This is a genomic window from Micromonospora psammae, from assembly GCF_036902725.1.
Taxonomy (GTDB): Bacteria; Actinomycetota; Actinomycetes; order Mycobacteriales; family Micromonosporaceae; genus Micromonospora.
The window spans coordinates 14,819-28,491 of the sequence record NZ_JBAKHM010000030.1 but is presented as its reverse complement, the minus strand read 5'-3'; the positions used below and the strand labels follow the sequence as shown (position 1 = coordinate 28,491).

The following is a 13,673-nucleotide window of genomic DNA, read 5'->3' as shown; positions in this document are numbered from 1 at the left end:
GTCAGATGGGCAGTTCGATGTCGTCGGCCGAGGCGGCGGCGTTGCGTTCGATCTCGGTCAGCTCGTCGGCCCGCAGGGTCAGCGCGTAGTGCCGCCGTGGTTCCCAGTCGGCGAACTGGTCCACCCGGTCGAAGACGTCCGCGACGAGCTTCTTGAGATAGACCCGGGGCGCCACCCCGACCTGACCGCCCAGCGCACCGGTGACGGCCCGGGCAAGCGTGGCCAGGTATTCGTCGTCCACCCGGGCGTCGACCTGGGCGCTGGCGTAGATGTCCCGGACCCTGCTGCCGAGTTCCACCAGGGCGTCGACGGTGAACCCGGGCAGGCGCAGCTGGGTGGCCCGGGGGTTGTCCCAGCGCGGGTCGGGGCCGAGGTCGGTGGCGAGCCGTTGCGCCAGCGGCGCGAGGCGCTGGACGCCCTGCGGGCCGTCGAAGAAGGCGGGTGTCCCGGTGATCACTAGCAGCAGGCCGGGGAAGCGGTCCGCGTGCACCTCGTCGATGAGCTGCCGGAGGGCGTTCAGTGCCTTGTCCCGCGCGTCGGAGCGCACCCGTTGCAGAGTCTCGACCTCGTCGAGCACCACCAGCAGCCCCTGGTGGCCGCTGTCCCGCAGGACGGTGAGCAGTCCCCGCAGGAAGCTCAACGCGCCGTAGTGGTCAAGGTCGCCCTTCACCCCGGCGGCCCGCCGGGCGGACGCGGCGACGTGCGGCTGGCCACCCAGCCAGGCGGCCAGGCCGTCGGCGGTGAGGTGGTCACCGCCGGCGGTGGCGGCCCGGTAGCCGCGCAGCGCCGCGGCGAAGCCCGGCGTGCTCCGCGAGATGTCGCCCAGCCGCCGCTCCAGCAGCTCGCCGACGGCCCGGTCCAGCGCCTCGACGTCGTCCTCGGCGACCGCACCGCCGGCGAGGACGTCCTCCTCGAGCGCGAAGATCCAACCATCGAGTACGGGCCGGAAGGCGCTCGGCGCGAACTGCTCGGTGCTGAGGTGTTCGACCAGCCGTCGGTAGACGGTCTCCATCCGGTGCAGGGGTGTCTCCAGTTCGGAGATCTGCACCTCGGCGGCGGCGAAGCCGCGCCGCTTGGCGCGCTCGGCCAGCCAGCGGGTGAAGAAAGTCTTGCCGGCGCCGTACTCGCCGCGCACGGCCTTGAAGACGCTGCCGCCGCTGGCGACGCGATCAAGGTCGTCGTCGAGGGCGGCGGTGAACCGGTCGAGTCCGACCGCGAGCGCGTCGAGTCCGTTGCTCGGGACGACACCGCGCCGCAGCGCGTCGACGATGTCCCGACGGCGGCGGGCCGACAGTTCCAGGGTCACCGCGGCTCCAGCTCGAACTGTTCGATCAGCAACGCCCGGTTGAGGTGGACGGTGCGACCGTCCGGGTCGAGGGTGATGACGGGATAGCCCTCGACCTGGAGCAGCCGACGCAACGCGGTGACGGTGCCGTTGATCCGGTGTGCCGGGACCCCGGCCCGGGCAGCGAGGGTGTCGAGGGTGGCCCGGTCGCCGCCGCCGAGCAGGGTGCCCAGCAGCGCGGCTACCCGTTCGTCGGCCAGCGGCATGCGGGGATCGCGCCGCTGGGCGTACCGGTCGCTTGCGAGCAGGGCGGTCACCAGGTCAGGCGCCGTCGGGACGGGCTGCGGGGCCGCGGCGGGCGCGGCGGCGACCGGCGCCAGGTCGAAGAGGCCCTCGGACTGTTGCTCGACGAGACGACGCGAGCGACGTCGAGTGGTTGCGCCAGACTCGGAAGGCGCCGGCGAATCAGCCAGGGGTTCCCGCCACCAGTCGGGGCTGGCCACCGGGGCGCCGGCCCAGCCCGGTACGGCCTGGTCGTCACCGGCGGCCAGCACCAGTAGTGGGATCACCGCTTCCGCCGGGGCGGCCCCACCGTGGTAGCCCGCCTTGCGCGGCCCGTACCGCACCTCTTCGCGCCAGGGCAGGACGACGGTGCCACCGCCGAGCGCCACCCGACTGCCGGTCACGGTGACCTCGGCGTCGCCGGGCGGGTCGGTCGGCGGGCGCCACCGGTTCTCGCTGCCGGCGCTGGGCAGGGTGACCGACTCGGGGCCCCGGTCGACGACGTGGCCGTGATCGGAGACCAGGACGACCACCCGGTCGGCGGCCGACGCCAGCAGGTCGCCGACGGCGGTGATGGTCTCCTCGCCCCAGACGGTGGTGCCCGGGTCGCTGCGGTCGAGGGCGTCGTCGATCGTGTTGACCACGGCGGCCACCAGCGGGATCGACCGGTCGTCGAGGGCAGCCAGCACGTCCGGGTCGAGCGCCGCCCCGGCTCCGGCCCGCAACGCCGCCTTGTGCAGCAGCCGTCCGGCGGGGAAGCGTTCCCGGAACGCCTTCTGCTCAGCCTGCCGGTTCCCGGCGACGATGCGCCCGCTCAGCAGGCTGCACCGGCTGACCTCGGTCACCGTGGGCAGGGCCGCCAGCACGCCGGTCCGGGGGCCGCCCTCGGGGGTGAGCTCCACCCACGCACCGGTGCGGGGGATCGATTCGGCCAGCTCCGTGGCTGCCGCGACGCCCATCCCGTCCATCACGAGCAGCAGCACGCGGCGACCCTGGTCGAGGATCGGCTGCACCACCCGGTCGAGCACGTCCTCGACGCGCAGCAGCGCGCCCGGTTCTGTCTCGGCACCGGTGGCGGCGGCGAGCAGCGTGGCGAACTGCTGGTCGTGGCGCGACCGGCGGGCGTCCACGGCCCGGTGCAGCAGCCGGTACGCCTCGGCGACCTGCTGGTCGGGGTCGCCGGCGAAGACGTCGAGCCGAGCCCGGTCGACCCATCCGTCGTGGCGGACCTGCCGGTGCAGCGCGTCGAGCAGGGTGGCGGGTGCCGGGCCGTCGGTGGTGGTGAGCCAGCGCAGCAGCCGGACGGCCATCCGCGCGGTCTCCACCCGGCGCGGTTCGGCGGCGCGGTGCGCCTCGACGGTCGCGAGCGCCGACTGCGCCCGGGTCACCGCGGCCGGGTGCGGCGCCCCACCGGCCGGCACAGCGAGTCGTACGGCGTCGGCGAAGGCACGGAGCCGCTGGACGAAGCCGCTGGGCAGGACGGTTGACGCGCCGAGCAGCCCGGTGATGCCGATTTCGGCGGCGATCGCCTCGGCCCGCCGCAGCGTCCGCATCGCCTCCCTCCGGCCCTCGTCACCGGAGTCGACCGTCCGGTAGACCCACGCCTCGGCGGCCTGATGGAGCGCCTCAGCCTGGTGCGGGGTGAGCCGGGAGCCGCCGAATCGGGGTTCCAACCGGGTCCGGCCGACGGCGGCCTCCACCTCGGCGGTTCGCTCACTGCCGGCGGGCCAGAGCAGCCCGGCGAGCAGCCCCAGCGGGATGACGTCCACCCCGTGCCCGGCCCGTACGGCGGACATGATCGGAACGGCGGCGCGGCCGGCGGTCCCGGTCAGGTACGCCGTGACACCCTCGGCGACGACGTCCGGCAGCCTCGTGAATCGCAGCTGTCGGCTGGCGTCGGTGCTCCACTGCACCAGGCCGCTGTCGTCGAGTTCGGCGGGGGGCAGGTCTAGCAGTTCGGATGTGAGGCTGCGCAGCGCGTGGTCGCGGGTGAGGATGGCGCCGGGCGGGGCGGGCCAGCCGTCGGCCGGGGCGTGGTCGGTGAGCGCGTTGGCGACCCAACGGCCGACCCGGACGAGGGTGGGGTCGAGGCTCTTGACCCCGCCGAACATCTGCCGGACCAGGTCCCACGGGTCGATCCTGCGGACGGTCTGCTTGCTGAGGTGGGCGAGGAGACCGTCGCCCAGTTCGCTGTCGGTCAGCTCGGTCAGCAGCACCAGCCGTTCGCCGTCGGCCCGGTCGTGCAGGGCGGCGCGGGCGGCCAGCGGGGTGGGGCACGGGACCACCCGGACGCGGGTGCCGTCGAGGCTAAGCACCGGCTCGGCGGGCCAGTCGGGGCGGGCGGTCAGCGCGATGGCGTCCGCCGGGTCGTCCTCGGCCAGCCACGCCTCGATCTTGCGGCGGACCGCGTCCGGCTGAGCCGCGCTGACTGGCGCGCTCACGACCCCGCCCGGCGTGGCGCGATCCTGGCCTGCGGCACGACGGCGCGAGCAATCATCGGATCTCCCAGGTGACGGTGACCCGCCGCCCGGCGGCGACCTCGGCCGCGATCTCGGCGGCGACCTTCTCCCAGGAGGCTTCGTCGGTGACCTCGCGGCGCTGCGGAACTACCGACAGCTCCCCGGCCCCCGACCCGTTGCCGTTCCCACCCGAGCCGCCGAGCTCGACACCTCTAACGTCACCGGCCGGCACGAGTGCGGGATCGGCGTCGACCGGCGGCCTGGCCGGCGGGATGACCGGCGGATTCGCCGGGGGCGTCTGCCCCCCGGGCGGCGTGACGACCGGAGGCGTCACGAGCGGGTCGACGGGGGCGGGCTTCGTCGGCTGATCGGCGGCGAGCAGTGCCGCCGAGGCCGCCGACGCCGCCTGGAGGGCGTCGACCAGGTCCTGTCCGTGCTGTTCGCGCCGGGCGACGTCCCGGAGCTGCCCGATGATCGCCTTTGCCCGGGCGTCATGGGCAGCCCGGGCGGCGATCGCCTGGAGCAGCGGCCACTGGTGGCCCTGCGCCAGCTCGGCGCTGATCCTGCTCGCCTGACTGAGCACCTCGCCGACGGCCTGGTCGTCGACGTCGCCGAGGTCGACGCGGGCGGCCGTCTCCACCAGCACCACGTCGTCGCGTTCGGCGGCCAGCTCGGCCACGAACCGGGCCGCTCGCCGCGCGGTGGCGAGCCGGCCGGTCGGGGCCGCGATGTCCAGGCCCAGCACGTCGGCGTGCGCGGTCAGTGCGTCGACGAGGTCGGCGGCCGACTTCTTCCGCCCGCTCGCCGCTGCGCGCAGCGTGCCGGCGAGCTCGCCGAGGTTGGCCGGCGTGCGCCAGACGGGCAGCGCGCCGCCGAAGATCGCCGAGCCGCGGCGCACCGCGTCCCCCCATGCCTGCTCGTCGGGCATCGGCGGGTGCCGCAGCTCCATCTCGTCGCGCACGAGGGCGAGGTTGGTCACGTCGACCTTGCCGCCGTGCTGGTACCAGGCGAGCTGCTGCTCGAGCCCGAACACGACGATGATCAGGTTTTGCAGCTCCCGGTCGAAGCCGAAGGCGGCGGGCTCGTCGATGAGCCGGCGCAGCACGTGCACCGGAAAGTGGTCGGTGTAGCCCTCGTTGGCGGCGGCCTGGAGCAGGTGCTGACTCCACCGGCAGGTGGAGGTGCTGAGCACGTACCGGCCGTCGATCAGCTCGCCGAGGCGCAGGTTGTTGCAGACCCGCCGGAGGATGCGCTGGTCGGCCGGGTTGGGCACGCTGACGCCCCGGGCGGGGTCGGCGGCGGCCAGCTTGGCGTACTCCAGGATCTTGTTCATCTCGCCGCGGGTGACGGGCTTCTCGTCGTCGGGCAGGTGCGGGCGGCCCGGGTAGGACCAGGCGAGGAGTTCCCCGGTGAGGTTCTTGAAAGCGTCCTCGAGGGTGCCGCCGCGGGGGTCGCCGACGTGCAGGCCGTCGGCGAGGGTGTGGAACACCCCGACGCTGTCGTCCTGCACGTCGGACCCCTGCGAGGTGGCCGACCCGTACGCCTGCATGAGGGCGCTGATCAGCGTGCCGCGCAGCTGGGTCTGGCGCTGCTGGAGGTAGACCTTGCCCTGTTGCCGGTCGGCGAGGGTCCAGTCGGCGGCGAGCGAGTTGAGCCGGTCACCGGTGCCGTTGCCGAGCAGATAATTGATCTTGGCGAGCTGGCCGACCTTCCCCATCAGCTCGTCGGTGAGGTAGAACGGCAGCCAGAACACCGTCCGGGAACCGCGTTCCAGGCTCTGGATCCGGGCGCGGTCGTCGCTGCGCTCGTAGCCCTGCGGGTCGAACGGGTAGTCGATGACCACCCGCCAGGCCTCGCCGGTGGCGATCAGCGCGGAGACCGGCATGGTGTCGGGGTCCCGCACGTTGCCGAACTTGACCTGGACGGTGTGCGACCTGCCCCGCCAGGCTCGGGAGTGCAGCAGCTCACCGAGCTGGCCGCCGGCCCCGGTGATGCCCATCTCCGCGGTGACCAGGTCCCGGATGAGCTGTTGCCGGACGCCGGTGGTGGTGGCCTCGTCGTTGGGGACCAGGTCGAGCAGCTTGTCGTAGTCGACGGTGTGCAGCTTGAGGCTTACCACCGGGTCCGGGGTCTTGGTCAGGTGCAGCTCACCGGCGCTGTCGGCGACCCGGTTGAGCCGGTTGAGCACGATCTGCCGCTCGTAGCCGGGAATGGGCGAGGTGATCGAGCCGAAGTTGAGCGCGTGCAGCTTGGCGGCGGTGAGGTTGTGCAGGGCCGGCACCTCGGGCACCAGCGCGCCGAGCAGCACCGTCTTGATCAGCTTGTCGTCGAGCTGGAACTGCTGGTGCCCGGCGGCCTGTTCCTCGCCGATGCCGTTGAGGTTGAGCAGGATCGGCCGCAGCTTCTGCGTGTACAAGCTGCGGGCGGACTGGAAGAGCTGCTTGAGCTTGGGCCGGTCGGGCAGCTCGCCGTGCAGCACCAGCGGGTCGAAGAGCGCGGCCACGCCGATCAGGTCGTTGACCTTGAGGGTGTCCCTGCGGTCGACGAGCAGCTCGGTCATCACCTTCAGCGCGGTGCGCTCACGCTGCAACGCCTGGGAGAGCGCGACCAGGGTGGCGACCAGGGCGGGCGAGAACGGGTAGAGCTTGCGGAAGGCGGCGGCGTCGGAGCCGATGCCGGCGTCGCCGTACTGGGCGCCGAGCAGCAGGGCGTCCCACACCTCCCGGTTGCCCTTCACGGCGGCGAAAGCGTTGTCGATGACCGCCCGGCCCTCGTCGGTGAGCGGCTTGAGCAACCGCTTCTCGGTGATCTCGGGCAGGTTGGTGTCTTCGAGGACAATCTCGCCGAACCGGCCCTGGACGCTGCGCATGACGTGCGCCAGCGCCTCCCGTTCGGTGCCGCCGACCTGCGGGCCGAGGAAGTCCTCCAGGTTGCGCTGCCGGGCCACGAACGAGACCAGCGGCAGCGGCCGGGTGGCGTCGGCCGACTCGACGAGCTTGTTGAGCTTCGCGCCCTCGGTGTTAACGAAGGTGTGGTCGCTGATCTTCGTGGAGAGCCAGAGGATCAGCTCGTCGAGGAAGAGCACCAGCGCGTCGTACCCGAGGGCCTTGGCGTGCCGGGTGATCACGGCGAGGCCGGTGTCCAGGTCGAGGTACTCCCCGCTGCGGACCGCGCCGGTGAAGAATGTGCTGGTCAATGCGCTGACCAGCCGGTCCCGCTCGGCCGTGCCGGGCGGCGAGGCCGCGGCGGCGGCGTAGCTCTGCGGGGTCCAGCCGGCGGCTTTGGCGCGCAGCGCGGCGAGCCCGAGGCCACCACCGGCCGCGGGGACACCGCCGCCGTCGCGAAGCGCGGCGAAGAAGGCGTCGTCGCCCATGCGCTCGCGCAGCCGCGCGGCGTCGTCGAGCAGCGCGTCCGACCGGTGTACGGCGGGCACGGGCGCCTCGGGGTGCAGCCGGGTGATCTGGTTGAGGTAGCCCTCCAGGACCGCCTGCTCGACCGAGCGCGCGTCGAGCATGTGGAAGGTGAGGGTGAGCAGCTTCCGGTCGCGCAGCCAGGGGTCGGCGGCGAGCACCGGCTCGGACAGCCCGCGCACCTCGCGGGCGGCGGGGTTGTGCTGGAGGACCTCCCGCAGCACGGCCATGAAGTGCGACTTGCCGGAGCCGAACGAGCCGTGCAGGAACATCGCCTGGGAACGGCCGGTGGTGACAGCGTGACCGATCCGGCGCAGCGCCTCGGCGAAGTTGTCCCGGAGCTGGTCCGTGACGACGTACCGGCGCAGGTCGGCGCCCTCGGCGGCGCGGACGACGAAGTCACCGTCACCGACCGAGGTCGGAATCTCGATCACGTCCCGCAACAGGGTCATCGCCGCTCCTCGCCCCCACCAGCTCCCCGTGACGCCGGCGTCACCGACGACCCGCCGATCCTAAGGTGTCATCGCCGCAGGTCCCAGCCCGCCAGCGCCGGTGGCCACGGACATCGGACCGCGCCCTCGGCCATCGCTGTCCGGCACCCGTGGCGTGCGGCGTGAGCCCTGCTTACAGCACGTAGGAGGCAACCATGTGCCCGAGCCGCCGAATGTCGGAGCCTCCCTTGAACTCCAGCCGAACCTTTCCGAGCCCGCTGAACCACAAGTCGAGTTCGGCGTCGAGATCGAAGGTGCCGGCAGTCTCGATCGAAAACGCCTGGATCTTGCTATAAGGCAGGGATGTGAAGTCTCGCTTCTTTCCGGTAATTCCTTGAACATTGACCGCGATTAGGCGCTTGTCGGTGAACACCACGAAGTCCCGAACAGCTTTGAAGCAGGAAATCATCTGCTCCCCCGGGATCAGCAGCGGCGCGACCGAAGGGAAGATGTCGGCTGGATTGCACGGATTGAGTTTGAACACAGAGCCGTTGGCAAAGTCGATCATGGCGTCACCGTAGCCCAGGCTGCCGACACAGAAGATCAACCAGTCGGCCCCCGTCCGAGGGAGGTTGGCCAACATGTCATGGCTGATCAGGTCACGTCGCGGCTGTCGGGTGGGCTTCCTACTTGGCGCCGAGCCCCGACCGGCCGCTCTCAGATCAGGCGGTTGGACCACCCGAAGACTGGCTCGCCGTCACTCAACGGACGGCGAAGAGCCTGGCCTGGACGCGGTCGCCACCTGACTCGATAGGTCCTCCCGATTCCACCACATTAAGAGTGACCTCCTCGTCCGGGTGGAGATAGTCATCGTAGTGGACCGAGTAACTGTTTCCGGGACTGCTCTGGCCGGTCGGATCCGCGTAGACGAGGACGATGTACTTGGAGAGCCCGTGCATCGACCTACGACCGTGGAGGTAATCAACGCACTTTCGGAACTCAGCCACGTTCTTGGGGCCTGGGCCGCCTTTAAAGCCCGACGGGTCGCCTGTGTAGGGATCAAACCTCAGCGGGTGAAGGTAGAACTTGAACTCAACGAACGCCTTCTCCTCGGCACTGTGCACTACCAGGTCGATCCGGTCGCACTCCACGAACTGCTTCACGTCCGGGTAGGCGTTAGAAAGTTGCCGACAGAAGAAGTAGCGAAGAATCGACTCGTTCCAGCGACTGAGGGACATTTGTGAGAGCTCCTCGGGCATGAACTCCACTGTGCTCACGAACGTCGACCGAACTATGTCATCCATGGTCCACCCCATCGATGCAACGTATCAACGGCGGGCGGGCCTGGTCGACCTTCGATGGTATGGAAGTTTACGAGTACCGCCCGTCTGACTCATTTCCTTATGGATTCGGAGGTTGCGGTGGTGCTGGCTGTCCGGGCCGGGCAGGTGATCAGCGAGGCTTTGGCGCGCCTTGGCGCCGCCGCGCTCACCGCTGCCGGAACCGCCGGGAACACCCGCCGTCGTGGTCGGGCCGGAGCAGGCAGCGCCGGCCGCCCGGCATGAGCCGGTCGCAAAAGACCCAGTGGCGTACGTTCTGCTCGTCCTCGGCCGACACGGTGGTGCCGCCCGGGTCGGTCTGCGGCAGGACGTGCGTCCAGTGCGCCACCACCCGGGCGAGCCGCTGGGCGGAGACCAGGTCGCTGACGACCACGGGCAGGTGGATGACCCAGCGCTCGGTCACCGGTCGTTCCCCCGCTCGTTGCGGGCCCGGGCCTGCTCGGACTGCCAGCGGCGCAGCGCGTCCTTGACCCGGTCGGTCTCCCGGCGGCTCTGCGCGAGCGCGTCGTAGACGACGGCCAGGTCACCGGCGACCCGGTCGAGGAACTCCCGCACCTCCCGCGGGTCGAGCCCGCGCCGCCCGAACGGGGTCGGCCGGAAGCCCCGCTCCCGCACCTGCCAGGGGCGCAGCGGATGGTAGGCCGCCGAGCGGTAGCAGGTCGGCCCGTTGACCAACCGCTGACGACGCCGGGCACGCCGGAAGAAGACGCGCATGACAGGACCTGCCTCTCACCGTCGAAATTGACCTGTGGATGGGGTGGGCCCACCGGCCCGCCCCGCACCGGCGGACCCACCCCGGCACCCGCCACCGCAGCCTCCAATCAGCAGTACGACAGCAGGGCACTTATGGCCGCTGAGCAGCAACAACTCCACAGTGGCCGCGTGGGCAGTCAAGCACCGCATCGGATCAGATGCAACGTCTAACGAACGGCGTCTCAGCAGACTCGAATACTGCTAGGAGAACGCAGCGTGACGTGTCTATTGTTTCTGATACATCGGGAGCGTTTAATTGGACGGACGCGTGTCAACCGCGACCTGACCATCGGAGGCAGGGGTGTCACAGGCCGTAACGGGATCGACCATGCTTCGGCGACAGCTCGGCAGGAAGCTCGAAGCACTTCGCAAGGCCGCCGGCCTGACGATGGAGAAGGCGGCCGAGGAACTGGACCGAGCGCGAGCGACCCTCTACCGGATCGAGAGCGGTGCCGAGAACGTCCGCTTCCGGGCGGCGGACGTCAAGGAGATGCTCAAGCTCTACGGCGCTTCGAATGAAGACGTCGAACTGGTCCTAGCGATGGCGGCGGCGACACGCGAGAACAAGAACTGGTGGCACGACTACATCGGCTCCGGCCTGCCTCGCTGGTTCCAGCTCTACATCGGTCTGGAGGCTGCGGCCTCCACCATCCGGCAGTACCAAGCCGAGTTGGTCCCCGGCCTGCTCCAGACACGCGCCTACGCCGAGCAGCTTTTCCAGATGCCCGGCGGTGCTATCGAGGCGGAGGACCACGACGGGCAGGAGCGAGCAATCCAGCTCCGCGTGGAGCGGCAGGCACTTCTCACCCGGTTTTCCGCCCCGCAACTCAGAGTGATAATCAACGAAGCAGTGTTGCGTCGTCCGGTCGGCAGCGCCACGATCATGGCCGAGCAGCTACACCAGATCCTGAAGGCCGCGGAGCTACCCAACGTAACCGTGCGGGTGCTGAATTTTTCTGCCGGGCTCCACGCCGGAGCGATGACCGGACCCTTCTCGATCCTCGAGTTCCCGCGGGATAGCAACGGCAAGGAGGCGGAACCGCCGGTGACGTACCTGGAGGCCGCGACCGGGGCGATCTACCTCGACAAGCCGCACGAGACCGACGCCTACAACATGATCTGGGCCGACATGACCAGCCGCGCCCTCAACGAGTCCCGATCGAAGAACCTGATCCAGCAAGTCGCAGAGGAGTACTCCCGTGCCTGACCTGACCGGTGCCGTCTGGCGCAAGTCGACCCGCAGCAACAACGGCGGGGAGTGTGTCGAGGTCGCCGACAACCTCCCCGGCATCGTCGGGCTACGCGACAGCAAGGACCCGACCGGCCCGGTACTGACCTTCTCCCCTGCGGCCTGGGCCACCTTCGTCCTAGCCGCAAAGGCCAGCACCCTTAGCCACTAACGGATGGCCGCGCAGCCTCCGAGCGTCTCGGGGGCTGCGCATACTGCTGCCGCCGGTGGGGCTCGACGGCGCCCATGTCGATGGCAACAATCGACCCATGGGGCTCAGCGATCGACGCAACGGCGCGCGGAGCGGAAAGCGAAGCAAGGACGCCCAGGCTGTGAAGGTGCAGCTCGACAATCCATGGCCGCCGGGTGGGACGCTCGGCGTGATCACCATCGGGGGGCGGACCTTCCACAAGAACACCGACTGTCCCGGGTACCGGCAGGGTGTGCGTCAGGCGGAGAAGAAGGGCTGGACAATCAACAAGGTCGAACACATCAGAGCCGCCGCCGCTCGTGACCGAGGCAAAGGTGCCTGCCGCCGCTGCTGGCCGCGCGCCTGACCCGCCTAACCGCCCAATGCGCCATGCCTCGGCATGGGCAGCAGTGCAGCTCGTCCCAGGCATTCCAGGTCTTGAGCGTGGCGACGGCGCGTCCGCCGAGTAGCTTGACCGTGGCATGATCCCGGTTAGACGGCTGCTGGCGACGGGACAGACGGCTGCTTCGACGCTTGAATGGCGTCCGGACGACGCCCCAGCACCTTGATAACCCCTTGCGAAGGTCATCACGCCAGCGCTGTCGAATGCCGATCAGGCCATGAGGGCGGGCGGCGGTCAGGTTTGGTTGTTGTCGCTGGCGCTGAACCGGCAGCGCATAGCAAGATCGTTTGCTGACCCAATTGCCGCTACTCCTCTAGAGACTGACGCACGATGCGCGCGCCGTCGGGTGCTCACCGGCAACGCGCCCATTAAGATTCGACGCATGAGCCCAAGTCATGACGATAAGCGGCGAAAAGTACACGAAATGTACACCGGCAAACAGCAGTATAAGTGCTTCGGGTCGATTCTAACGTCACTAGAAATAAGGGGCTTCCGCGGGGTGGCCGACCTTACCCTTGACTTCCAATCGCCGATTACCGCACTTTCTGGCCTGAACGGCACGGGGAAGAGCACAATAGCACAGCTTGCCTGCTGCGGATACCGAAGGCTTCCGCACGATTGGGGACGCCATTACGTCAAGGACTACTTTCCCGTATCCGCCGTCGATCCACAGCCCTTCTCACCTGATGCCCGGGTAATATATTCTTACAGCGACCCGAAGGAAATTTACCCTCAGCAGGTGACGGTCAGACGAGCAAAAGTCGAATGGTCGGGTTACAAACGACAGCCGCAGCGCGCCAGCTATTACATCGGACTGAACTGGTTCATCCCCAAGATCGAGCGCCGCGACTTTTCCGTCTACGCTGCCCGCAATTTGTCAATGGGCCACTCTCGTCCATTCGACTCTGCCGTCAGGAGCCACGTCGGGCGGATATTAGGCATGGCATACGATCAACTAGAGTTCATTGAGGTACGCCACGGAAACAAGAAAGCGGATCTTGCCACGGCCACGAAGGGCAGTTCGCGCTACTCCGAGAACCACATGGGCTTTGGCGAGGGCAGGACTCTCTATTTGGTAGATGCAATGGAAGGAGCCCCCGAAAAAAGTCTCTTCGTTTTGGAGGAGCCCGAGACGGCCCTCCACGGAGACGCGCAAGTCCGCTTTGCGCAATACCTAGTCGATGTAGTTTACCGTCGCAGGCATCAAGTTGTCCTTACGACCCATAGCTCCGCCATCCTCGGGGAGTTGGGACGCACTTCCGTCGTATACCTTGGCCGGCAGGCAGACGGTGCGCTCTCCGCTACCACCGGCCTCAGCACATATCAGGTCGACTCCTATCTTCTCAAGCGGCATCAGGGCCGAGCCACAATATGCGTCGAAGACGAGTTCGCCAAGACATTGCTCAATGAGATAATCCGACTCTGCGATCGGCACTTACTAGCCGGCATCAGCTTCCTTATCGTGGGCGGAGGGGAGCAAATTCCTGGAGCAGTGGAGGTACTCCGCAATGCCGGCGTTCGGTCTGTCGGTGTCTGCGACGGGGATATGCCCGAAAAAGTTCGATGCGCTACCGCGATGGCGGCTTTGCCGGGCGCGCAAGCTCCGGAAAAGGAGATATTCAGCGACACAGAGGTCAAGGACAACTTCAAGCAAGCACCCTATCTCGTGGACATCGCGGAAGTCCTAGCTTCCGTGGCAGATCATCATGAGTACGCTAAGGCGCTCGCAGCCCATACTTCGACCAACGTAGCTGCAATCACGACAGAAGCCTGCCGGTCTTATGTCTCCACCCGCTCCCCGAACGAGTTCTCAGATCTAGTCAGCTTCCTCAAGAAAGAGCTAAGTGACCGCCGATAGACGAATAGGCAATGCTTTGCAGGAGTTGCGCGCT

The 13,673-nt window shown here is 68.8% G+C and carries 11 protein-coding genes and 1 pseudogene; 4 read left to right on the top strand and 8 right to left on the bottom strand.

Features of this window, described 5'->3' with window-relative positions:
* Nucleotide 1: 1 nt before the first annotated feature.
* The 7 genes from brxD to V6U79_RS26390 form a co-directional block, all read right to left on the bottom strand.
* Nucleotides 2-1,306, bottom strand: a complete 1,305-nt coding sequence (brxD, locus tag V6U79_RS26420; protein WP_334616234.1) for a BREX system ATP-binding protein BrxD — start codon at nt 1,304-1,306, stop codon at nt 2-4.
* Nucleotides 1,303-4,008 (bottom strand): BREX-2 system phosphatase PglZ, encoded by a 2,706-nt coding sequence (gene pglZ / locus V6U79_RS26415; protein ID WP_334616233.1) that lies wholly within the window; start codon nt 4,006-4,008, stop codon nt 1,303-1,305. The genes brxD and pglZ overlap by 4 nt, the downstream gene beginning before the upstream one ends.
* A 52-nt stretch (nt 4,009-4,060) precedes the next feature.
* A complete protein-coding gene (locus tag V6U79_RS26410) occupies nt 4,061-7,888 on the bottom strand; it encodes a DUF6079 family protein (RefSeq protein ID WP_334616232.1) in 3,828 nt (1,275 codons plus the stop codon).
* Between the two features lie 172 nt (nt 7,889-8,060).
* Nucleotides 8,061-8,435 carry a PH domain-containing protein gene (locus V6U79_RS26405; protein ID WP_334616231.1) on the bottom strand — a complete coding sequence of 125 codons (375 nt, stop codon included), beginning with the start codon at nt 8,433-8,435 and terminating at the stop codon, nt 8,061-8,063.
* A 193-nt stretch (nt 8,436-8,628) separates the two neighbouring features.
* On the bottom strand, nt 8,629-9,183 hold the full coding sequence (locus V6U79_RS26400; protein ID WP_334616230.1) for a hypothetical protein: 555 nt from the start codon (nt 9,181-9,183) through the stop codon (nt 8,629-8,631).
* Between the two features lie 172 nt (nt 9,184-9,355).
* The gene (locus tag V6U79_RS26395) at nt 9,356-9,610 is read right to left on the bottom strand and encodes a hypothetical protein (protein WP_334616229.1); all 255 of its coding nucleotides are present in this window, start codon (nt 9,608-9,610) and stop codon (nt 9,356-9,358) included.
* Nucleotides 9,607-9,921, bottom strand: coding sequence for a DivIVA domain-containing protein (locus tag V6U79_RS26390; RefSeq protein WP_334616228.1), 315 nt, complete (start codon nt 9,919-9,921; stop codon nt 9,607-9,609). The genes V6U79_RS26395 and V6U79_RS26390 overlap by 4 nt, the downstream gene beginning before the upstream one ends.
* Before the next feature lie 367 nt (nt 9,922-10,288).
* Here V6U79_RS26390 and V6U79_RS26385 point away from each other — a divergent pair, with 367 nt between their 5' ends.
* The 3 genes from V6U79_RS26385 to V6U79_RS26375 are packed head-to-tail and all read left to right on the top strand — an operon-like array spanning nt 10,289 to nt 11,745.
* Complete coding sequence (locus V6U79_RS26385) at nt 10,289-11,167, top strand: helix-turn-helix domain-containing protein (RefSeq protein WP_334616227.1); 879 nt, start codon at nt 10,289-10,291, stop codon at nt 11,165-11,167.
* On the top strand, nt 11,160-11,360 hold the full coding sequence (locus V6U79_RS26380) for a DUF397 domain-containing protein (RefSeq protein ID WP_334616226.1): 201 nt from the start codon (nt 11,160-11,162) through the stop codon (nt 11,358-11,360). The genes V6U79_RS26385 and V6U79_RS26380 overlap by 8 nt, the downstream gene beginning before the upstream one ends.
* Nucleotides 11,361-11,415: 55 nt before the next feature.
* A complete protein-coding gene (locus tag V6U79_RS26375) occupies nt 11,416-11,745 on the top strand; it encodes a hypothetical protein (RefSeq protein WP_334616225.1) in 330 nt (109 codons plus the stop codon).
* Here the strand turns inward: V6U79_RS26375 and V6U79_RS29885 are convergent.
* Nucleotides 11,681-12,022: pseudogene (locus V6U79_RS29885) on the bottom strand (hypothetical protein); the annotation flags it as partial. The gene V6U79_RS26375 and the pseudogene V6U79_RS29885 sit on opposite strands and share 65 nt — an antisense overlap.
* A gap of 6 nt (nt 12,023-12,028) precedes the next feature.
* Between V6U79_RS29885 and V6U79_RS26365 the strand changes: the two are divergent.
* Nucleotides 12,029-13,639, top strand: a complete 1,611-nt coding sequence (locus tag V6U79_RS26365; RefSeq protein WP_334616224.1) for an ATP-dependent nuclease — start codon at nt 12,029-12,031, stop codon at nt 13,637-13,639.
* Nucleotides 13,640-13,673 lie beyond the last annotated feature (34 nt).